Raw genomic sequence first — 22,268 nt, 5'->3', positions numbered from 1 at the left:
TTTTAGCTTTTGATTCCTGAGAAATTTACGCCCTCTACAAAATATTTTTGCAAATACATAAATATAGCAATAATTGGCAATATAATCACGATGGTTGCTGCCATCATTGGTCCGTATGCCGTCTGTTTATCAAATGTAAAGGCCTGCAGTCCAATCTGGACCGTATATAAAGAGCGGTCATTTAAGACAATTAACGGCCACAAAAAGCTGTTCCAGCCTGCTTGAAATGTGAAAATACCGAGTGTTGCCAAGGCAGGTTTGGTAAGCGGCAAATACAAATTCCAAAAAATGCGAAATTCACTGCAGCCGTCAATCCGTGCTGATTCCATATATTCATCCGGCAATGTTAAGAAAAACTGACGCATAAAGAAGACAGCGAATGAGCCGGCTGCGCCTGGGAGAATCACCGCCCAGAAGTTGTTTAACAGCCCATGACCGCCTTGCCCAAGGATATCATTTCCCCCTAATAAAGGCATATTGTTTAAGACAATATACTGTGGAATCATGACAACCACCCCAGGAATCATCATAGCGGCAAGTAGTATACCAAAAATTACTTTTCTTCCTTTGAATTTTAGTTTGGCAAATGCGTAACCACTCATCGAGCCGAATAACAAATTAAAGAATACACCCATTACTGCCAAATAAGCAGAGTTAAATAAATATCGTCCAAATGGCACAGAAGCAAATGCCTCGATATAATGCTCAAAGGTAATGGTAGAAGGAAACCATTGTAAAGGAATTTGAAAAATCTCTGTGTCAGGCTTAATCGAGGTCAGTAAACTCCAGATAAACGGCATTACCATAACCACAGCAATCGCGGAACCTACGATATAAAAAATCAGTTTTTTTATATTTTCGCTTTTCTTCATCTCCACTTCATCCTCCTATCCTGCCTTATTTTGATTGATTTTAAAGTTAATCACCGTAAAGATTAAAATGGCTATGGTTAGTACTAATGCCTGTGATGAAGCATACCCCATCTGCAATTGTTCAAACCCTGTAGTATAAATGTGATATACAATGGTTTTAGTTGAATTCGCCGGCCCGCCCTGTGTCAGCACGTAAGCCTGATCAAAAATTTGCAGAGCACCGATAAGTGTCATCGTGCTGATTAATAATGTTGTTGGACGAAGCATTGGAAAAGTTATATGAATAAGCTGTTTAAATGCCGAGGCACCATCAATTTTCGCTGCTTCGTACAGTTGTGCGGGAATCCCTTTTATTCCAGCCATATAAATAATCATATTACCGCCAACTCCAAGCCATAGTGTCACCGCAATAACAGAAGTCATCGCTGGAGCAGATTCTGACAGCCAGGCAGGACCAGCAATGCCTATATAACTTAACATTTGGTTTATTAACCCATATTCTGAGTTCAACATCCACAGCCATACAATAGAGGCAGCTACCGCAGATGTGACAGTCGGCATGTAAAAGGCAAGCCGGAACATCGTAACACCACGAAATGGCTGAGTTACCAAGACAGCCAAAAGCAGCGAAATAATCACCATTAACGGTACATAGAACAGTGTTAATAAACCAACATTGCGAAAGGTCTTCCAAAGAATTGCATCATCGATTAATCGTTTAAAGTTATCTAGACCAACCCATTCCATTGAACTGATGATGTCATAATTTGTGAAACTGAGGAATATTGCCATCCCAATTGGAATCACCATAAATATGACAAATAAAATCAGTGTAGGTGCAATTAAAAAATATGCGGCTCGTGATTGATAGCGGTTAAAGGAACTCTTTTTAGTGACAGAGTTAAGAGAGATTACACCTTCTTGCGCTCTGTTTAATTTATTCCACCTCATTTTCCTCTAGCATCCTATCTCCCTCTTGTTGGGCTTTTTCTAATGTTTCTTCAGCGGATTGCTCTTGTAAGACAAACTGTTCCAAATTCGGAATCAGGGCATCTACCTCAGCAACAGAGTATGCTGGATGACGAGGACGGATTTTGGCAAATTCCAGTGTATCAATAAATGGTTTCCAGAATGGATCCTCTTGGAAGAAAGGATCCTCTAATGCCACTTTGTTACCAGGCATATTTAAACTTGTTTTCCCCCATTCCAGCGCATTCTCTGGCTCTGCTAACCACCATTTAATAAATTCCCAAGCTGCCTCTTTCTTTTCTGAGGCTTCTGGAACAGCTAAACCAAAGCCGCCCATCACCGCACCTTGATCACCATTTGGGCCTGTTGGCGGCGGTACAATACCATAATTTAACTGATCACTATACTGCTCATAGGTTTGCAGATCCCAAGGACCTGTATAATGCATCGATGACTTCCCTGTCACAAATGGGTGTTGTGCTCCTTCTAAACCTTTGTCAAACCCTGGCTTGTACACCTCATCCTCAAATAGTAGCTGTCCCCAAAAATCAAGCACAGCTACTCCTGCTTCACTATTGTAAGCCGTTGCGGATAAATCATCTGTCAGCATTTGACCTCCTGCTTGTTGAATCCACATATTAAATAATCCTAAATCATTTAAAGAAAAACCAACTCGTTCAAAATTATTTCCATTTTTGATGGTAAGCTGTTGAGCTGCTTCACGAAGTTCTTCCCATGTGGCAGGCGGTTCAAGTCCTGCCTCTTCAAAATGATCTTTATTATAGAATAATGCTCGTGTATCCACAGTTAATGGCAGACCATATAAATCGTCGTTATAGGTTAATTCTTTTAAGGCTTCTTCGTAGAAATCTGCCTCAGGGATACCATCTGCTTCCATGAATTCATCAAGCGGGTGCAGCACACCTTTTGGTGCATAAAGCGAGGTTCTCCAGCGGTCCCAAAGTAGGACATCAGGCACTTGACCAGATGTAATACCTGTCATAAATTTTGTAATTAAGTCTTCTTGAATGACATACTCTACTTCGATGCGATCCTGTGATTCATTAAATTTTTCCACCATATGATTGAACTGTGATTCACCTTCTCCTGTCCAATCTCCCCAAAATGTCAGCTTAATTTTCCCATCGCTGGATTCACTGCTGCCACTCGCCTCTTCGTCACCTCCACAACCAGCCAATACTACAACTAAAATTAATCCCAACAATACCATCCAATTAAAATGCACCTTTTTCATTTTAGTCACCTCTTTTTTTTATCATTATTTAAAGCGTTTTCGGGAGTGGTTATTATAAATTCACTGAACATGGCAGCTGATTTAGTATAATTTGCTAGCTGTTGGGTTACACGCTCTATTGATGATGCTTTTGACCATGCTTCATTGTTGCTTATATTTTTTACCTCAATTAAAACGCTTTCAAATAGTATATATGATATACAAATAATATGTCAATATAAAAATAATATCACATTTCGACATATCATTTATATTCACTTTTTCTTACATTTAGTTACTTGGAGGATGCGGATAAAGGCAAAATAAATACGCCTCCCTCATGATGGGAAGCGTACCTTATATACTAGGTTTCTCTAATTGGAACCGGTGCCGTTGAATTGCCAATCACCAGATCAACATCTAATAACACCCGTTTTGGTATGGTATCCTGTTCCTTCTTATGATGTAGCTTCATAAGGATATCAAATACTTCTTGACCCATCCTTTTTTGATCTTGTGCAAGATAAGTGAGTTGAAATTCACCGATTGGTGTCGGCGGACTGTCAAAACAGATTATCGAAATATCTCCCGGTACAGACATACCTAACTCCTTGACAGCTTCGACCGCCATTAAGGCAATATAGTACTCTGCAGCAAACAAAGCCGTTATAGATGGGTAATCAGTCAGTTGTCTTTTGATCTTATCAATGTCATGCTTAATATTCGGCTGTCGAAAAGAATCTGGAAGTGTTGATGTTATGTTATTTAGCCAGAGATCTCGGTCGACAACTACCCCTTTTTCTGCATGTGCTTGAACAAATCCTTCTATTCGGTCTTCCAGAGCTGTTGTATCATGGGGCGGCGGAGTCAGGAGACCAATATGCTGATGACCTAATTCTAGCAAGTATGCCGCCCCTTTTCTGGCCGCCTCGACATTATTCGTACTCACTGACGCTGTGGAAATCCCTTTCAAATGACGATCAACCAACACCAAAGGAAACTTTTTTAAGACAAGCTTTAGGATTTCCTCACTAAAAAATTCCGCCTGAGCAGGAAAAACGATGAGTCCGTCTACGCCCAGTTCAATCAATTCTCGAATCGACTTTTCCTCTATATCCGTCTTCCCAAATGAGCGGCGCAGTACTAAGAAGCATGAATGTTCCGCCGTACATTTCTCAATGGAGGCAAGGAGCCCTGTACCATAGCTGTCATCAAAATCAGTTATAACTAAACCGAGCAGCGGTGGACGTTTTTCCTTTTTTGACAACGTTTCCTTGCTGACAGCTGGCGCTTCACGATGGTATTTAACAAACGATCCTCTTCCTGGCTGCCTGATAATCAGCCCTTCATTTGCTAATAATTCTAACGCCTTTTTTGCCGTTATTCTACTCACCTCATATTGTTCCGATAATTCTTTCTCGGAAGGAACACGATCGCCTTCCTGATACACACCGGTATTGATAGCATTCTTTATGTTCTCATATAATACTTCATACAATGGCTTTGACAATGCCTACTCACCAACCTTTATCGCAGTGTAACTGGCTGTAACACTCCCACTTCAAGAAATAAGGGAACACATCATTTCTAAATGGGAGATCAACAGCCAGTAACGGCCCGATTAGTTCAACTAACGTTCAGTGGGGGGAGAGGAAGCGGACTAAGTTTGCGACGTCGTGTCGCAACGTCTGGGATTGCGATTACTCATCCCATCGAAGTGATTTGCACTAGCACAGCCTCTGCGTCGTCCCCCACTGAACGAAGTTTCACTTTATCTGCAAACATATTCCTTGTTATTGTTATATCATGTTATATCATATTTGTAAAGGTTGGAATTTTCCTAAACTATTTGATCAGACTGTATCAGTTTTGAACAGATTGAGTTCCTGTTAATCAAAGGAACGTTTTCGAAAGGTAATAACACTTAAGATAACAGCACCTGCAGCCCAAGCAAAAATAATCAGCAGCGGTTTCCAGCTTTGTGAAACGTCCGTTAAACTAGCGATCTCTACTAATTGAAGGCCTGGTGTATACTCTAAAACTTGTAAAAAGGCGTAATCTTCCTTTAAACCAATGAACATATTACTCATCCCAAAAATCATCATAATCGGCAGGACATATACAGAGGCTTCTAAGACTGATCTTGTAACCAAACCGAGCCAAGTACCTAATGCCAAAAAGAAAATCAATGATAAGACAATTCCCACGATTACTAAGATAATATGGTCTGGATTAAATCCAGCCATTCTGATACATAATAGAAGCGTTACTATTGTAATCACAACAGTAACCAAACTTTTTCCAGCTAATATTTCTGGTAAGGTGGCCGGTGACAGCATAAGCCCGCGCAATGTATTCTTTTCCTTTTCTTCCGCAATAATGGCACATTGTAGAAATGTCCCCACCATGGACAGTGTTAAACTAACGAGAAAGAACTGAATCTCTGCTGGTACCTCATCCATCCTGCCGTATATAAATGCAAAAACAAGCGGCAGCAGTACAGTTGATAATACATACAGATTACGATATAAATCTTTTAAATCCTTTTGAAAAATAGCCATAAGACGTTTGATAGAAAAACTCATATTAGTTCCCTCCCTGTTACTTCTACAAAGATATCACCTAGTGTAGGTTCCTTTGTATAAATGGTTTCCACTTGATCCGCAGCAAGATAACCCTGCAGCTCAGCGGCACTGGCAGGAGCTAATGGTAATTCTAATTGACTCCCATCTCTCAGCTCTACTTGAATTAACTCTTCACGGAATTGTTTCTTTAACTGACTTGGTGTATCTAATAACTGTACCTTTCCTTTATGAAGAAAAGCCACTCGGTTACACAAATAATCGGCTTCACTCATATCATGTGTCGTGAGAAAAATGGTTGTACCTAGCTTGTTTAATTCCTTTAATCCAGTATGGATATGTTTGGAATTAACAGGATCTAAGGCAGATGTAGGTTCATCCAAAAATAATAGTTCTGGTTTGTGCAATAAAGCTCGAGCCAATATCACACGCTGTGTCATGCCCTTGGACAGCTTTACTACCTGTGTTTTCTGTTCGTTTCTTAAATTGACCATCTCTAATACCTCTTCGATTCTGTTCAGGGGCACATCATATAATTGGGCGTATAATTTTAGATTATCGAAGATACTGAGACGCTGGTATAATCCACTATTATCGGTCACTACCCCAAAGCGTTTCCGATATTCTGGTTTATTTAATTGTTCAGCTGGCAATCCAAGTACCTTGGCTTCACCAGATGTTTTTCGTAATTGTCCTGTTAAAATTTTAATAGTTGTTGTTTTTCCTGATCCACTTGGCCCCAAAAAGCCAAACGTTTCTCCCTGCTCCACTTGAAAATTTAGATCCTGTAGTGCCCGTTTATCACCAAAAACTTTCTCCAAATGCGTCACTTCTATTATCGATGACATCGCCAAACCCTCCTGTGTGTAATTTCATTGCTTGCATTCAGAATAGCTTAACATCAAGGGTTTGGCAGCATATTTTCGGTGAATGGAGCATTTCAAACACTAAATGGAGCTTATTCCACCCCTAAAATTTGCTTCAATTCAGGAAGCTTTGATTTGGATAAAGGCACTTGAGTTCCTGCAGTATCATTTAATACCAGACTGTAACTATTTCTAGTCCATGTAATCACTTCACGTATCTTCTGTAAATTGACAATATAAGAACGATGACAACGAAAGAAACCTTGATAAACTAAACGATCCTCCAGTTCGCGAAGCGTAAAAGACGTCGAAAAGGACACACCTTGTGAATAAAGAATAGCCTGTCCCTCATGGCTTTCAATATAATCAATTTCTTGTGGATCAAAGAGAATAATCTTATCCTCTACTTTGGCAGATATCTTTTGTAAAGTAAAAGAAGGCGCTATTATCTCACTCTCTTCTTCTGTTTCCTGCATTTCAGAATCATTTGCCGTATCTTCTTCATCGTTTACCTTGACACTCCGTAAGCCATGCTCATCTAATCGATAGACATCATCCGTTAAGATAATGGCACTTTCCATATTGGCTGTTAAAATAAGCACCGCTTTTTGCTGCTTAGTTAGCTTGTCTAATATTTGTGTCAAGACTCGCTTTGTTTCTAAATCGACATTTAAGTCCGGTTCTTCAAATACAAAAATATCTGCTTCTTGAATAACGGCCTTGCCAAATTGAAGCCGGCGTTTCTCAGAATAGGTTAAGCGTTGGATTTTAACAGACTCTTTTTCTTGCAGTTGTATATCCTCCAGCACTTGAGGCACGTCAATTGCAGATTGATATAATAATTGAAAAAATCGTAAAAACTCTCTGACTGTCATTCGTTCATAGAAAGTCTCATCAAACAGGCAAATAGCTATCGCTTGAAAATACTCCGCTTTATTCATAGGCAAAGTGATATTATTCACCTGTACTTTCCCTTTAAAGGAGGCAAGTTCTCCTGTTATCATTTTCAGTATCAATTGACGGACATTAACCGTGGATTGAACTGCCTTCCGTTCACCCGCTTGTACCTCGAAACTAAAAGGGGGAAATAGAAGATAATCCCCTTGATGATACTCTAATTCTGCTAATTTCAACATACTATGACCTCTCTGCACTTTGTATTCGAAATATATTAACATTATTGTTATGGATATGTCCATATTGTGATAAATATTAGTTTACATGAAAAGGATAGGGAAAGGAAGTAGTTGTACAAGACTTATCGCCTCAAACACAATCAGCACAAGGAAAAAAAGCGCAGAGCGTCCGTTCAGCAACGTACGAACTGGACTGAAGCACAGGGATAAAGGAAACACGGTGAACGTTAGGAACCGATGTTGACTTATCGTACGGAGCTGAGGGAAGTTGCGTTAGTTGCTGGGTGCTCAGAGCAGGGGACAACTCTAAAGATACAATACACTAAACGCTACTTACAATAAAATCTATCAAAACTGGCTTTCGAGTGTCCTCTGATCCAATTGGCTCTGAAATGGGGATGAAGACATCCATGGTGTCGGCTTTCCATGCTGGTTAAGGTAATGGAAAGGGCTGCTGCACAACGTATTTCTCATTGTGCAACAGCCCCTTCTGTCCTTAGTAAGAATGATCACTGCCAAAGAAATTCTTAAAGGATTGAATATTAGTATCACGGTTCAATGCCGCAATTGAAGTAGTTAATGGGATACCTTTTGGACAAACTTGGACACAGTTCTGTGAGTTACCACATCCAGAGATACCTCCGTCTTCCATCAGTGCATTTAAACGTTCGCCTTTATGCATTTCTCCAGTTGGATGGGCATTGAACAGACGAACTTGAGATAATGGAGCAGGTCCAATAAAGTCAGACTTGCTATTTACGTTTGGACAAGCCTCTAGACAAACACCGCATGTCATACACTTCGACAATTCATAAGCCCATTGACGTTTATTCTCAGGCATTTTTGGACCTGGTCCCAGATCATACGTACCATCAATTGGAATCCATGCCTTTACCTTTTTCAAAGAATCAAACATCCGGCTTCGGTCTATTACCAAGTCACGCTCAACAGGGAACGTAGACATAGGCTGAATGCGGATGGGCTGCTCTAACTTATCTACAAGTGTAGAACAAGCTTGCTGCGGTGTCCCATTAATCACCATGGAACAGGCTCCACACACTTCCTCTAAACAGTTAGATTCCCACTGCACAGGTGCCACATGCTGTCCTTCTGCATTAACTGGATTACGCTGGATCTCCATTAAGGCAGAGATGATATTCATATTCTTGCGATAGTTTACGTGAAAAGTCTCCTCATAGGGAGCTGAATCTCGATTATCTTGACGTGTAATAATAAGTGTTAGCTTTTCTTCCGCCATGTTTCGCTACCCCCTTTTATTTTTTCTTACTGTAGTCACGTTTTCTCGGTTTGATTAGTGACACATCCACTTCTTCATACTCAAATTCAGGTGCCTTTGCCGCTGGATCGAAAAAGGCCTTTGTTGTCTTTAACCATTCCTCATCATTACGCTCTGGGAATTCTGGTTTATAATGAGCACCGCGGCTCTCATTTCGATTGTAGGCCCCTAGTGTAATGACACGAGCTAAATGAAGCATATTCTTCAACTGACGGGTAAACATAACCCCGGAGTTATTCCAACGAGAAGTATCATCCATGTTGATGTTTTCCCAACGTTTTAATAATTCCTGGATTTTTTCGTCTGTCTTTAATAATCTATCATTTTCACGAACAACTGTTACGTTATCCGTCATCCACTCGCCCAATTCTTTATGAAGCTGATAGGCATTTTCTTCCCCGCGCATATTAAGCAACTCTTCAAATTTAGCTTCCTCTTCTTTTAACTGGCGCTCAAATACCTCAGAGGAAACATCTTCAATCGTTTTCTCTAAGCCGTCCATATACTTGATGGCATTCGGACCAGCAACCATACCGCCATAAATGGAAGATAATAAGGAGTTGGCACCTAATCGGTTTGCACCATGCTGTGTATAATCACACTCACCCGCTGCAAAAACACCTGGGATATTGGTCATTTGCTCATAATCCACCCATAGACCGCCCATGGAGTAGTGTACTGCTGGGAAAATCTTCATCGGTACTTTACGTGGATCTTCGCCAACGAATTTCTCATAAATTTCGATAATTCCTCCAAGCTTTACGTCTAACTCTTTTGGATCTTTATGAGATAGATCTAAATAAACCATATTCTCGCCATTAATACCAAGCTTCTGGTTAACACATACATCAAAGATTTCACGGGTTGCGATATCACGAGGAACCAAGTTACCATATGCCGGATACTTCTCTTCCAAGAAATACCACGGTTCTCCATCTTTGTATGTCCATACTCGTCCACCTTCACCACGTGCAGATTCACTCATCAAACGAAGCTTATCATCCCCAGGGATTGCCGTTGGGTGGATTTGAATAAATTCACCATTAGCATATGCTGCTCCTTGCAAATACAAGGCTGCCGCTGCCGAACCAGTATTGATCACGGAGTTCGTTGACTTGCCGAAAATAATACCCGGTCCTCCGGAAGCCAAGATAGTGGCGTCTGCCTTGAATACTTTCAATTCATGAGATTTCAGATGCTGGCCAATCACACCACGGCCAACCCCATCATCATCAATAATTGCCGAGATAAACTCCCAGCCTTCATATTTCGTTACCAAGCCTTGCACCTCATAACGACGCACTTGCTCATCTAAAGCATATAATAATTGCTGCCCTGTTGTTGCACCAGCATATGCTGTACGGTGATGCTGTGTTCCTCCAAATCGACGGAAGTCTAACAGACCTTCTGGTGTACGGTTAAACATCACTCCCATTCGATCCAGCATATGTATAATTCCAGGTGCTGCGTCACACATTGCCTTCACTGGCGGTTGATTTGCCAAGAAATCACCGCCGTAAACCGAATCATCAAAGTGTTCCCACGGGGAATCTCCTTCCCCTTTAGTGTTGACTGCACCGTTAATTCCGCCTTGTGCACAAACAGAGTGAGACCTTTTCACAGGTACGATAGACATAAGGTCCACATGTACACCTGCTTCTGCTGCTTTAATAGTGGCCATTAAACCGGCAAGACCACCGCCAACAATAACGATATTGCGATCACTCATTTATACTCACTCCCTCTACATCTTTACTTCAAGCTTCTAAACAAATGCAAACAATGCACGCAAACCAATATATGTTATTGCTACGAAAACGATTAAAGTAGCATATGTAGCAATTCTTTGGGAACGCGGTGTTGCTGTAATCCCCCAGCTAACTAAGAAACTCCATAAACCATTAGCAAAATGGAAGGTTGTTGACACAATACCCAGTACATAGAATCCAAACATAACTGGATTAGACAGGATATTCTCCATTAGGCTGTAATCAAGTTCTTGCGTTCCTAAACCAATTTGAACTCTTGTTTCCCAGACATGCCACACAATAAAAATTAGTGTAATAATACCGGTGATTCTTTGCAGGAAGAACATCCAATTTCGGAAAAAGCCGTAACGTTTGACATTATTCTTTGCAACCAGGACAATATAGACTCCCAGCACAGCATGAAACAAGATTGGCAAGAAGATAACAAATATCTCCAACGCATAACGAAATGGCAATGATTCCATGAAATGTGCCGCTTTATTAAAGCTCTCAGGACCATATACAGCGAAATGATTGACAATTAAATGCTGAATTAAGAAAATCCCGATTGGCACAACTCCTAACAATGAATGAAGCCTGCGATAAAAAAACTGCTTATTCTCCACTTTTTATGTACCCCCCTCTAAAATGATGTTTTTGCAACATACGATTCTTTCCGCACTAATATTGAAGCGCTTTACACTTTTTCAACTTACACATCTCTTTACATTTGAAATCAATCTTTTTATTTCCCATCCAAAGAAATTCGTATATTGGCACCATATTTATTGTACTTCTATCCACTATAAGCGTCAAGAAAACGAAATAGATTTTAAAAAAAATAGGAGAATAAGAAATCTAATGTGTAATATGTAAGGAACAGCTGACACACTTGTCAGATAAGGTGATTTGCCTGATGCAGGCATGCTAAAAACAGCAAAATGTCAGATTTATATAGAAAATTCCCAGTAAGTAATTGCAGAAATAGCTGAAAAAGGTGATAATGTATATAAGTGATACAGTCTGACCAAGGTAAGAGAGGGGAACAATCTAGTGACGAAACAGAGAACCAATCTGGCTACTGTGCTTGCTAACCTGCAAACTACAAGCAGTGGCTATGATTTGATACGATATATTGGCCTGCCTGATATGCTAGGTCAAGAAACCGAATTGATACTGTATATAATGGGTAAGAATATAGCCCGACAAGCCCAATGCGGCAGTTTAGAAGAAGTAAAAGAGTTTTTCGCTCATGTTGGCTGGGGTGAATTAAACCTCGTCCAAGAAAAGCGTAAACGGCTTATTTTTGAACTGGGCGGCGATATCATTCAAGCAAGACAGCAAACATTAGAACAGGTAGATTATGTCTTAGAGGCGGGTTTCTTGGCAGAGTCTGTGGTACAAATCAAAGAAGAAGCCAACGAGTGTGTAGTGGAAACAAAGAAAGATCAAATATTATTACATGTCATACAAAGCTAAAGAGCTGGGTGCAGCATGTAGTGGTTGAATAGAACTTTTCGCATCCATAATCCGGATTAAAAAAGAACAGCGGGACAGATCCACATTAGGACTGCCGCTATTCTTTTTATTCCCCTGTGTAAAGCCTAGCATTGCCCCAGATAAGCAGGAGGACCGTAAGTGCGGACTTTTATTACCTCCATCTGAGACTTCTCAGACATATCCGCTTAAAATCTAAAAGTCTCTTGAAATGAAGGCTGAGAATGACTGCCTCGCGCGATAACTCCCAAAGGCTACAAAATAATCATTTGTGGTAGCTCTATCTGCCCTGCTCCGTCATATTCCACTTTTTAACCAAGTTCACTTATTCCGATTCTTCCTCTTGTAATTGCTGGAGGATATTCTCTGCCACCGGTTTTGGTATGCCTAACCTGGTAATTTCCTCTACACTTGCCTGTTCGATCTCTGTTACTGATTTAAAATGGGTCAAAAGCAATCTCTTGCGCTGTGCACCGACTCCGTCAATCTCATCTAGTTTGGAATGAAAAACGCTTTTTCCCCGTAACTGCCGGTGAAAGGTGATCGCAAAACGGTGAACTTCCTCTTGAATGCGCTGAATTAAATAAAAAGATTGGGAGCGGCGGTCTAAGTCAATCATTACTGGCGGGTCACCATACAAGAGCTCACTTGTCTTATGTTTATCATCTTTTGCTAATCCACACAAAGGAATGTCTAATCCCAACTCATTCTCTAATACATCTAATGCGGCTGACATCTGGCCTTTACCACCATCTACGACAATTAAATCAGGTAAAGGATTATTCTCTTTCAGCACTCTTGTATATCGGCGGCGGATAACCTCTCGCATCGTCTCATAATCATCCGGTCCCTTGACTCCTTTAATCTTGTATTTTCGATATTCTTTTTTCGCTGGCTGGCCATCGATAAAGACCACCATCGCAGAAACTGGATCTGTTCCTTGAATATTGGAATTATCAAAAGCCTCAATTCGATGCGGTGTTTCAATATTTAGTGCTTCCCCTAACGTTTCCACCGCTTTAATAGTACGTTCTTCATTACGTTCAATTAAGCTGAATTTCTCTTGCAAAGCAATTTCCGCGTTTTTCATTGCCAATTCTACTAATTCCTTTTTTCGGCCGCGTAAAGGTATGTGTACATCCACATCTAATAACTCTTTCAATGATTCGATATTAGTTGCAATCGGTACAAGGATTTCTTTTGGTTTTGGATGGTGATGATGCAGATAAAAACTTCCTATGAAACTAAGAAATGCCTCCTCTGCCTCATCAAAAAAAGGAAATACAGATAGATCTCTTTCAATGAGTTTCCCTTGCCGGATAAAGAATACCTGTACACACATCCAGCCCTTATCGTAGCTATAATTAAAAATATCGCGATCAATTTGATCATTGATACTGATTTTCTGTTGTTCCATAACCGATTCAATATGTTCAATCAAATCACGAAATTCCTTGGCACGTTCAAAATTTAATTCTTCTGACGCAGCCAGCATTTTCTCTTTCAGCTCTTTTTTGATCTGATGGTAGCCGCCTTTTAAAAAACTGGCCACCTCTTGTGTGATCTGGCGATACTCTTCCACAGACGGTGGATTATCGGCACAAGCCAAACACTGATTCATATGATAATAGAGGCAATGGCGTCCTTTTGGGTTATTACATTTGCGCAACGGATAGAGCCTGTCTAATAGTTTTTTCGTTTCTCTAGCTGCCATCACATTGGGATAAGGTCCAAAATACTTGCCTTTATCTTTTTTGACTTTTCTCGTAATAATCAAGCGTGGATGCCGTTCATTGGTAATCTTCAAAAAAGGATACGATTTATCGTCTTTCAATAATACGTTATATTTCGGATCGTATTTCTTGATCAAATTCATTTCCAAAATAAGTGCTTCGACTTCTGAACCCGTCACAATGTATTCAAAATTATCAATTTCTTTTACTAATCGCTGTGTCTTCTGATCGTTAGCACCAATAAAATAAGAACGAACACGATTTCTTAACATTTTAGATTTCCCAACATATATAACAGTTCCATGTCTATCTTTCATAAGATAACATCCCGGCTGGGCCGGCAGTACCGCCAGTTTCTCTTTGATATGCGGATTCATGTCATCCCCCCTAACAAGCCGCTTTTTTATTGTCCTGTAATAGAGCAATCATTGAACATAAAGTACGTGTTCAAAAAGTTCGATAAAAAGGACCATCATCGGTTAAGTTCGCAACGTCCTGGGACTGCGGTTACTCGCCCCACCGAAACCATTTGTTGCAGCACCGATACTAGCAAATCGTGTGTGCCGGCAGGCTAAAACCGTGACGTCCTGTCACAACGCCTGCACTAGCACATCCTGTACGTCGAAAGTTCAAGGCGGCGCCGTTTTGAGTAATGGAGTGTATGCCTTTAATACATGAGCAACGGACTTGCACAGGATGTGTTGACTTCTGCGTTACCCACACGATGTGGGTGCTCTTAGCAGAAGTTTCACTATCGCCAACTCCAACATTCGCCGTGCCATTTTTATTGGACTTTTTGAACATTCTTATAAAGGAATTGGGGGAAGACCCATCCTTAGCTGTCCCCCAGTCCCTTTATTATACCACTGCTAAAAAACAATCCCCTATGAGGTTATCATAAGGGATTGTAAAGGTCGTTACGCATGTTTATTGATTAACTCAACAAGTGCTTCTTTTGGTTGGTATCCTACTACTTGATCCACTACTTCTCCATCTTTGAAAAGAAGAAGTGTAGGGATACTCATTACTCCAAATTTACCTGCCGTTTCTTGATTTTCATCTACATCAAGTTTAACGATTTTCACGGTATCGCTTAATTCGCCATCTATTTCTTCAAGTACTGGTGCAATCATTTTACAAGGTCCACACCAAGTTGCCCAGAAATCTGCTAAAACTAAGCCTTTACTTGTTTCATCTGCAAACGTGCTATCAGTTGCTGCTACAATTGCCATTATTATTTCCTCCTTCATCAATCCATTTACCTCATGATTATAGCATCCTTCATAAGATCATCCTAATAGTTTGCTTAAACCGTCATGACATAATAAATACCTACAGCCACAAAGATCACAGCAATAACGATTAAGACATATGCCAAAGTTTTCATGCATCCACTCCTCGGTTAGATACTAGAGCCAATTACATAGGACAGCCCAACAGAAATAATCAGTGAGATAAAGCCTACTGCCCGATTATCATTTGCAAGTTCCTGATCAATTTTATATGTTGGTGTCAAGAATTCAAAAATAAAATAACCAAATAAAAGCAAGAGAAAACCAAATCCGCCCCATGCAATGCTTTCTAAAATGGTATCATTGTGTTCATTCGAATAGCGCAAGATATTGGCAATTCCAAAGATCTTGCCCCCTGTAGCCATGGCCACACTGAGATTTCCTCTTCTAATTTCATCCCAATTCTTATAAGAGGTTACCAGTTCAAAAATAACTAAAAATACGATTAAACATAATATCGCCACACTATACCTTGCCGCAGTTTCTACATAAATGTTTGCCCAAAACTCAGCCATAACGTAGATTCCTCCCTATTTTAATTCAAAGACAGTTACTCCAAGGCCGCCTTCCCCCATCTCCCCATCACGGGCATTGGCAATCTTAGAATGTTTGCGTGCAAAGTCTTTTACACCTTTTCTTAAAGCGCCGGTTCCCTTCCCATGAATAACCGACACTTTATTATAACCAGCCAGGAGGGCATCGTCTATATATTTCTCAAGCCGGCCCATGGCCTCCTCATAGCGTTCCCCGCGTAAATCGAGTTCTGGCTTAACGTGGTATTGTGAACCGCGGATAGTTGCCAGCGGCTTCTCTGTCTGTTGTTCTTCTCTGCGAATAAATAACAGATCTTTTCGTTTGGCCTTTAATTTCATGATTCCAACTTGTACTTGAAATTCCTGTTTACCTGTCTGTTCTATAATCGTTCCTTTTTGATCAAGCGTTAATAGTTTTACTTCGTCACCTGGCTTCAACGTCTTCGCTTTGTCTTCATCCAGCGGACGTTGTGCCTGCTTCTCTTTCTTTGTCAATTCTGGGTTAGCAGCAGACAGCCGTTTCTTCGCTTCAATCCATTCATGTTCTTTCAATTCTGACTGAGTCTCTGTCTGACGGAGTTTCTCAACAATTGCTTCAGCCTCTTCACGCGCCTTGACAACAGCCTTCTCTGCCTTCTCTTCCGCCTTCTTATACAATGTCTCGCGTTCTTGCTCAAATTGCCGCCATTGTTTCTCTATATCCTGTTTTACTTGTGCGGCTTCTTCTAACAAACGATGTGCATCATCATAGTCAAGTTCTGCCCTGCGGCGGGAATCCTCTAAAGAAGCAATCATATTCTCTACATCTTTTGAATCAGCACCGATCAGCTCTTTCGCTTCTTCAATAATCGCCTCCTGCAGTCCCAAACGGCGGGAAATCTCAAAGGCATTACTCCTTCCAGGCACCCCAATCAATAAGCGATAGGTAGGCTGCAAGGTTTGAATATCAAATTCCACTGAGGCATTGATAACACCTTCACGATTATATCCATATGCCTTCAACTCTGGATAATGGGTAGTGGCGATCACTCGAGCCTGTTTAGCTATCACATGATCCAAAATTGACATAGCCAGTGCCGCTCCTTCTTGCGGGTCTGTACCTGCACCCAGCTCATCAAATAGCAGTAATGAATTAGTATCAAATTGGTCTAGAATATCTACAATATTGGTCATATGAGAAGAAAAGGTACTTAAGCTCTGTTCAATCGACTGTTCATCCCCAATATCAGCAAACACATTTGAAAAAACAGCCAATTCACAGCCGTCTAATGCTGGAACATGCAAGCCTGATTGTGCCATCAATGTACAAAGACCTACCATTTTCAAGGTAACGGTTTTTCCGCCTGTGTTAGGGCCTGTAATAACAATCGCCGTGAAGTCCTCGCCCAATTCGACATCATTCGCCACTACTTCCTCTCTTGCAATCAAGGGGTGTCGGGCTTGCTTCATCTTGATAATACCTTCGTTATTCATTTTCGGGCGGCTTGCTTTCATTTTATGGCTCAACTTGGCCCTGGCAAAAATAAAATCTATTTTTGCTAATACCTCGACATTTTGCATTATAAAAGCCTCGTCTTCGGCAATCCGCTCCGTCAACTCTTTTAATATCCGGTCGATCTCACGCTTTTCTTCTACCCTTGCCTCCTGCAGCTGATTATTAAGCTCTACCACTGCTTGCGGCTCCATAAATAAAGTTTGGCCGGAAGAAGATTGATCATGGACAATACCGCCAATCGCCCCGCGATATTCTTGCTTCACCGGGAGTACATAACGGTCATTTCGAATCGTAATAATCGCATCAGATAACATTTTTGCCTTGGTTCGTGTGTATTGATCTAACCGATCCCGGAGTCGATTTTCACTTGTACGAATTTTTGTCCGTAAGCCTCGGAGTTTGTCAGAGGCACCGTCCATAATGTGGCCATGATCGTCAATACAATTCTTAATCTCTCGTTCCAATTCATTCAACGGTACAATCTCTTCTATTAATTCCTCTAGAATTGGCATGTCTATATCTTCTAAATTAGTGATAAAATATTTTAACTGTTTCCCGCCATAAATCGTACTGGCCACATCCAGACATTCATGAGCATTTAATGTACTGCCAATAACTGCTCGCTTAACACTTGGTTTAATATCAAAAATCCCGCCCAAAGGTACATTGCCTTTTAGACGAATAATATGATAGGCTTCATCTGTTTCATCCTGCCATCGGACTACCTGATCAAGGTCACTTGATGGCTTTAATGCATGTACTTTCTCAGAGCCTAATGATGAAGCGGTCTGTTCGATTAATTGCTCCATAATTTTCTTGAATTCCAGCACCTTGAGAATTCGTTCATTCATAGGTCAGGCCCCCTTATTTCTTTCGGTTAAAAAACTGTTCGATCTCTTCCTTTGTCATGGTGTTGATCACTGTTTCTTTGCGAATGTGTCCTCGTCTTGCTGTTCCTACACCGGCAGCCATATCCTCCAGCATTTGATAGCTATGGGCGTCCGTATTAATTGCTAACTTGACACCTGCTGCTTGCGCCTTTTTTACCCATTCTGCCGACAGATCCAATCGATTCGGGTTAGCGTTCAATTCCAACACTGTATTGGTTTGTTTCGCTTTGTCAATTAACCAATCCACATCTACATCATATCCATCACGTCTGCCGAGTAACCTTCCTGTTGGATGGGCAATCATATCTACGTGTGGATTCTCTAATGCCGTTAACAGCCGTTCATGGATTTTTTCTTGAGACTGAGAAAAGCTGGAATGGATTGAAGCAATAACGAAATCCAATCCTTCTAATACATCATCATTGAAATCTAGCCGTCCATCTGGGAGGATGTCCATTTCAATCCCTTTAAAAATACGAATATCGGGATGTTTCTCACTTACCCTGGCAATTTCCTCAGCCTGTTTCTTCAGCCGGGTCTCATTTAATCCATTAGCTACTTGTAAAAACTTCGAATGATCAGTAATCACGAGATATTGATAGCCTTTTTCTTTGGCGCGGATCACCATCTCTTCAATCGTTTGGGCGCCATCACTCCAAGTAGAGTGCATATGCAAATCTCCGCGAATATCTTCTAGCTGAATAAGTTCGATCGGAGCGGCAGCTTGTTCTATTTCATCTGTACCTTCACGGATTTCCGGCGGAATATAATGTAAACCAAAATATTGATAAAAGGCCGCTTCAGAATCAAACGTCTCCACTATCCCTGTCTCGATATCTTCCACACCATATTCACTGATCTTCTTTCCTTGTGATTTAGCTAATTGACGCATCCGCACGTTATGATCCTTGGAACCTGTAAAATGATGCAGAGTACTAGCAAATTCTGGATTGGTTACCAGACGAAAATCAACACTGACAGGATACTCTCCCTGCAATACAATGGACACCTTGGTATCTCCAGAGGCAACCGTTTCCAAGCGTCCTTCTATGGCCAATAATGCTTCTTTTACTTGTTGCGGCTGTTCTGTCGCAATAATAAAATCTAAATCTTTAACCGTTTCACGAAACCGCCGCATACTGCCGGCTAGTGAGTATTGCTGAATCTCTTGGATCGTTTCCAAATAAGCCTCTATTTGCTTTACAAGCTGTGTCACACTGGATACTGGCAGCCGCTCCGGTCTTGCTCCTATATTATTTAGGGCTTCGAGTATTTTTTCTTCTGTTTTCTTTCCAAATCCTTTTAACACCCGGACTTCTCCCTGTTCACACGCTGTACGCAAGGTGGCCTCGTCTACTACACCTAGTTCATGATACAGTCTTGCCAGCTTCTTACCGCCCAGCCCCTGCAAATCAAGTAATGGGATTAAACCAGCAGGCACCTCTTGTTCTAATTGCTGAAGGGTTTCTGAACGGCCTGTTTCTACATATTCATTTATTACAGTTGCTGTCCCTTTACCGACTCCTTGCAGTTTGGTAAAATCATCGATTTCGGTAATGGAGCGATGATCACGTTCCAATGCTTGTGCCGCTTTGCGGTAGGCAGAGATCTTAAAGGGATTTTCCCCCTTCAATTCCATATAGACAGCAATCTGTTCTAATAATTTGATTACATCTTTCTTATTCATATCATTACCTCTTTCCATCATAACTATTGCAAAAAAAATTCATTCTCCTAAAGCTTAGGCTTTTTTCCTACCGTATATGGTTCCATGAATAGCTCAGACCAAAAAAATTTCTTCAAGTACGTGTTCAACAAGTTCGATAAAAAGAACCAGCATTGGCATGATATAACAACAGAACTACCCTTGCTTATGTCTGGCAAGGGTAGATAAGCTAGTCATTATTCAGTGGATCATTCTCAAATAGATATGTCGTCACTTTATCCGTTAACACCGGAGTATGCTCGACAATTCTTTTCGCAATACCAGATTGATCAATATAGTCCTGTACATAAGATACCGGGGCCAATGCAAATATATAAAGCAGAATGAAGACAACCAAATATACTTCCAAGAACCCTAAAACTGCTCCAAGGATATTATTTATGGAGCGAAGGATTGGAATATCGGCTACAAAATCCAGCATAGTAGCCACAATCTGGAGAACAATTTTGGTAACAATAAATAATCCGCCAAATGCAATCGCATTATAATAGGCAGCCTCCAAAGAGATCATGTCACCAAAAATCGCCCAAGTCGAACCAGACATCATCTCTGGATACGGAATCCATAATTCTAATTTTGATGCTACATTGTCATAGTACCTCGCTGCTACTATAAAGGCGATAATAAAGCTTGTTAAGTGCAGAAATTGCAAGATGAGACCTCGTCGCAATCCTACAAGGATCCCAATTAAAAATAAAATAATCAATATTAAATTTACCATGTCAACTTTATTCCTCTTTCTCGTCTAGTAATGATTGCAAGGCTTCAAATTCCGCCTGCAGTTTTATGTAATCGTTCATTGTATTAACTGCCGTTAAAACAGCTAAATTGGTTGTATCTAATGATTTATTAAATTCATGTATCTGACGCATTTTCTCATCGACAAGATTGGCAACATGGCGGATTTGTTCTGCCTTTTCATTACCTTTTATATGATAAGAACGTCCATATATATCAACGGTAGTCCGAGATTTATCTGATTGGGACACCATGATTCCTCCTCTGTGAAAATTACCTTAAGATCCATATTAACATGAAGCATGCAATTAGAAAACTATTTGACTATAAGAGGATGTTCACGCACTATAACATTCTCTGTTATACTATGAGTATGTCATCGATAAGTGAAACCTTCATTACTAATTTTTTCCCTTCCAGGAGGTTTATGAAACTTCTAATGTGTCAACTTCCCTTATCCCCACCTCATTTCTTTGATCTTACAGGAACTTTAAATGGGGGTTTATGGGCATATTAATAAAGTAAGATTGATCGCGTCCGTTTCCTATATCACCAGGATAACAAAAGCAGATGACCTTGATCATTTTCAGTTAGGTTTTACTAATCATATATAGGAAGGAAGAGTTGCTTGTCAAATATCGTTCTGCAATTTTCATTGGATCAAATACATAAGATAAAAAATTACTATCAAGAATATATTATCAAAATTCCGTCAAATAGTCTTTTCCTGGCTAAAAAAAATAATACAACGATTACAGCTTATAAATCAGGAAAAGTTATGTTTCAAGGAGAAGCGGCTCAGACAGAGGCAGACAAATGGGCAAAAACTGCTGTGAATAGGCCAGAAAAGTCGAGAATAAAAACAGTGAATGACCATGATTATGCACCTCCTGCTGCCCTTTTTCAACAAGCACATATCGGAACAGACGAGGCTGGTACAGGAGATTACTTCGGACCAGTTACGGTGAGTGCGGTCTTTCTGACAGAAGACAAGGTGGAGCCACTTCAAGCAATGGGTATTACCGATTCCAAAACAATTAACGATCAGAATATCGATCGCCTTGCCAAAGAGCTGGTCCAATTAAAAATACCTTACACCTTATTAACCTTGGACAACACCAAATACAACAAGTTGCAGCAAAAGGGATGGAATCAAGGCAAGATGAAGGCCATGCTCCATCAGCATGCGATTAATAAGCTGATGAATAAAATCAACCCAGCAGACGTGAAGGGCATTATCATCGATCAATTCTGCCAGCCTGTTTCCTTTATTAAACACATCCGGCAAGAAAATCTCCAACTTGCCAAAGGGACATATTTTATGACTAAGGCAGAGAGCCATTCTACAGCTGTGGCAGCAGCTTCAATTATTGCACGCTCTCGTTTTGTCAAAGCAATGGATCAATTATCAGGGCAATATGGTATTACTATTCCTAAAGGAGCTTCCAGCCGCGTCGATGAAACGGCCGCTTACTTGATTAAAAAAAATGGCTTAGAAAGCTTACATGCTATTGCAAAGATGCATTTTGCCAATACAGACAAAGCATTGCGGTTGGTGAAATAAGGAATGATAGGTTTAATAAAAAGGGCACCAACTAGTGATGATGTACCTTGTCTTGTCGATTGATAAACCAAGACTGTCATTTCACACGTCCCCTAC

Annotated in this window: 19 protein-coding genes; 2 read left to right on the top strand and 17 right to left on the bottom strand. The window is 40.6% G+C overall.

What is annotated here, in order from left to right:
* Positions 1 to 2: 2 nt before the first annotated feature.
* The 10 genes from JOD18_RS09885 to JOD18_RS09840 form a co-directional block, all read right to left on the bottom strand.
* The gene (locus JOD18_RS09885; protein WP_204668856.1) at positions 3 to 872 is read right to left on the bottom strand and encodes a carbohydrate ABC transporter permease; all 870 of its coding nucleotides are present in this window, start codon (positions 870 to 872) and stop codon (positions 3 to 5) included.
* A 15-nt stretch (positions 873 to 887) separates the two neighbouring features.
* A complete protein-coding gene (locus JOD18_RS09880) occupies positions 888 to 1,823 on the bottom strand; it encodes a carbohydrate ABC transporter permease (protein WP_204668855.1) in 936 nt (311 codons plus the stop codon).
* Positions 1,810 to 3,096: an ABC transporter substrate-binding protein gene (locus JOD18_RS09875; protein WP_204668854.1), complete on the bottom strand. Its 1,287-nt coding sequence runs from the start codon at positions 3,094 to 3,096 to the stop codon at positions 1,810 to 1,812. Before JOD18_RS09875 ends, JOD18_RS09880 begins: the two co-directional genes overlap by 14 nt.
* 343 nt (positions 3,097 to 3,439) lie before the next feature.
* On the bottom strand, positions 3,440 to 4,585 hold the full coding sequence (locus tag JOD18_RS09870; protein WP_239588038.1) for a GntR family transcriptional regulator: 1,146 nt from the start codon (positions 4,583 to 4,585) through the stop codon (positions 3,440 to 3,442).
* 379 nt (positions 4,586 to 4,964) lie between these two features.
* Positions 4,965 to 5,660 (bottom strand): ABC transporter permease, encoded by a 696-nt coding sequence (locus JOD18_RS09865; protein WP_204668853.1) that lies wholly within the window; start codon positions 5,658 to 5,660, stop codon positions 4,965 to 4,967.
* Entirely contained in the window at positions 5,657 to 6,505 is an 849-nt protein-coding gene (locus JOD18_RS09860) for an ABC transporter ATP-binding protein (RefSeq protein ID WP_204668852.1), read from the bottom strand. Before JOD18_RS09860 ends, JOD18_RS09865 begins: the two co-directional genes overlap by 4 nt.
* A 110-nt stretch (positions 6,506 to 6,615) precedes the next feature.
* Entirely contained in the window at positions 6,616 to 7,659 is a 1,044-nt protein-coding gene (locus JOD18_RS09855; RefSeq protein ID WP_204668851.1) for a LytTR family transcriptional regulator DNA-binding domain-containing protein, read from the bottom strand.
* Between the two features lie 496 nt (positions 7,660 to 8,155).
* Positions 8,156 to 8,917: a succinate dehydrogenase iron-sulfur subunit gene (gene sdhB / locus JOD18_RS09850; protein ID WP_204668850.1), complete on the bottom strand. Its 762-nt coding sequence runs from the start codon at positions 8,915 to 8,917 to the stop codon at positions 8,156 to 8,158.
* Positions 8,918 to 8,933: 16 nt separating this feature from the next.
* Positions 8,934 to 10,685: a succinate dehydrogenase flavoprotein subunit gene (gene sdhA, locus JOD18_RS09845; protein WP_204668849.1), complete on the bottom strand. Its 1,752-nt coding sequence runs from the start codon at positions 10,683 to 10,685 to the stop codon at positions 8,934 to 8,936.
* A gap of 36 nt (positions 10,686 to 10,721) precedes the next feature.
* Entirely contained in the window at positions 10,722 to 11,330 is a 609-nt protein-coding gene (locus tag JOD18_RS09840; protein ID WP_204668848.1) for a succinate dehydrogenase/fumarate reductase transmembrane subunit, read from the bottom strand.
* 427 nt (positions 11,331 to 11,757) lie between these two features.
* Here JOD18_RS09840 and JOD18_RS09835 point away from each other — a divergent pair, with 427 nt between their 5' ends.
* Positions 11,758 to 12,183: a DUF2507 domain-containing protein gene (locus JOD18_RS09835; protein ID WP_204668847.1), complete on the top strand. Its 426-nt coding sequence runs from the start codon at positions 11,758 to 11,760 to the stop codon at positions 12,181 to 12,183.
* Positions 12,184 to 12,526: 343 nt separating this feature from the next.
* Here JOD18_RS09835 and uvrC read toward each other — a convergent pair whose 3' ends face one another.
* From uvrC to zapA, 7 genes are all read right to left on the bottom strand, one after another.
* Positions 12,527 to 14,311 (bottom strand): excinuclease ABC subunit UvrC, encoded by a 1,785-nt coding sequence (gene uvrC, locus JOD18_RS09830; RefSeq protein ID WP_204668846.1) that lies wholly within the window; start codon positions 14,309 to 14,311, stop codon positions 12,527 to 12,529.
* Positions 14,312 to 14,851: 540 nt separating this feature from the next.
* The gene (trxA, locus tag JOD18_RS09825; RefSeq protein WP_204668845.1) at positions 14,852 to 15,166 is read right to left on the bottom strand and encodes a thioredoxin; all 315 of its coding nucleotides are present in this window, start codon (positions 15,164 to 15,166) and stop codon (positions 14,852 to 14,854) included.
* 170 nt (positions 15,167 to 15,336) lie between these two features.
* Positions 15,337 to 15,741, bottom strand: a complete 405-nt coding sequence (locus tag JOD18_RS09820) for a DUF350 domain-containing protein (protein ID WP_204668844.1) — start codon at positions 15,739 to 15,741, stop codon at positions 15,337 to 15,339.
* Positions 15,742 to 15,756: 15 nt separating this feature from the next.
* On the bottom strand, positions 15,757 to 18,105 hold the full coding sequence (locus tag JOD18_RS09815) for an endonuclease MutS2 (RefSeq protein WP_204668843.1): 2,349 nt from the start codon (positions 18,103 to 18,105) through the stop codon (positions 15,757 to 15,759).
* Between the two features lie 13 nt (positions 18,106 to 18,118).
* Positions 18,119 to 19,831: a DNA polymerase/3'-5' exonuclease PolX gene (polX, locus tag JOD18_RS09810; protein ID WP_204668842.1), complete on the bottom strand. Its 1,713-nt coding sequence runs from the start codon at positions 19,829 to 19,831 to the stop codon at positions 18,119 to 18,121.
* Between the two features lie 208 nt (positions 19,832 to 20,039).
* The gene (locus JOD18_RS09805) at positions 20,040 to 20,591 is read right to left on the bottom strand and encodes a CvpA family protein (RefSeq protein WP_204668841.1); all 552 of its coding nucleotides are present in this window, start codon (positions 20,589 to 20,591) and stop codon (positions 20,040 to 20,042) included.
* Between the two features lie 7 nt (positions 20,592 to 20,598).
* Complete coding sequence (gene zapA / locus JOD18_RS09800; RefSeq protein WP_204668840.1) at positions 20,599 to 20,859, bottom strand: cell division protein ZapA; 261 nt, start codon at positions 20,857 to 20,859, stop codon at positions 20,599 to 20,601.
* A gap of 377 nt (positions 20,860 to 21,236) precedes the next feature.
* On the opposite strand from zapA, the gene rnhC reads away from it, so the two are divergent.
* Positions 21,237 to 22,172: a ribonuclease HIII gene (gene rnhC, locus JOD18_RS09795; protein WP_204668839.1), complete on the top strand. Its 936-nt coding sequence runs from the start codon at positions 21,237 to 21,239 to the stop codon at positions 22,170 to 22,172.
* Positions 22,173 to 22,268: the final 96 nt, after the last annotated feature.

Origin of the sequence: Gracilibacillus alcaliphilus (assembly GCF_016909015.1) — a bacterium.
In the GTDB taxonomy this organism is placed as follows: domain Bacteria; phylum Bacillota; class Bacilli; order Bacillales; family Amphibacillaceae; genus Gracilibacillus; species Gracilibacillus alcaliphilus.
This window is presented reverse-complemented; position numbering and strand designations above follow the sequence as displayed.

Coding starts and splice junctions, on each gene's coding strand:
- polX (WP_204668842.1), bottom strand. CDS start 19,831: ATGAATAAGAAAGATGTAATCAAATTATTAGAACAGATTGCTGTCTAT.
- uvrC (WP_204668846.1), bottom strand. CDS start 14,311: ATGAATCCGCATATCAAAGAGAAACTGGCGGTACTGCCGGCCCAGCCG.
- sdhA (WP_204668849.1), bottom strand. CDS start 10,685: ATGAGTGATCGCAATATCGTTATTGTTGGCGGTGGTCTTGCCGGTTTA.
- JOD18_RS09860 (WP_204668852.1), bottom strand. CDS start 6,505: ATGTCATCGATAATAGAAGTGACGCATTTGGAGAAAGTTTTTGGTGAT.
- JOD18_RS09865 (WP_204668853.1), bottom strand. CDS start 5,660: ATGAGTTTTTCTATCAAACGTCTTATGGCTATTTTTCAAAAGGATTTA.
- JOD18_RS09855 (WP_204668851.1), bottom strand. CDS start 7,659: ATGTTGAAATTAGCAGAATTAGAGTATCATCAAGGGGATTATCTTCTA.
- JOD18_RS09805 (WP_204668841.1), bottom strand. CDS start 20,591: ATGGTAAATTTAATATTGATTATTTTATTTTTAATTGGGATCCTTGTA.
- sdhB (WP_204668850.1), bottom strand. CDS start 8,917: ATGGCGGAAGAAAAGCTAACACTTATTATTACACGTCAAGATAATCGA.
- JOD18_RS09820 (WP_204668844.1), bottom strand. CDS start 15,741: ATGGCTGAGTTTTGGGCAAACATTTATGTAGAAACTGCGGCAAGGTAT.
- JOD18_RS09880 (WP_204668855.1), bottom strand. CDS start 1,823: ATGAGGTGGAATAAATTAAACAGAGCGCAAGAAGGTGTAATCTCTCTT.
- JOD18_RS09815 (WP_204668843.1), bottom strand. CDS start 18,105: ATGAATGAACGAATTCTCAAGGTGCTGGAATTCAAGAAAATTATGGAG.
- trxA (WP_204668845.1), bottom strand. CDS start 15,166: ATGGCAATTGTAGCAGCAACTGATAGCACGTTTGCAGATGAAACAAGT.
- JOD18_RS09885 (WP_204668856.1), bottom strand. CDS start 872: ATGAAGAAAAGCGAAAATATAAAAAAACTGATTTTTTATATCGTAGGT.
- JOD18_RS09875 (WP_204668854.1), bottom strand. CDS start 3,096: ATGAAAAAGGTGCATTTTAATTGGATGGTATTGTTGGGATTAATTTTA.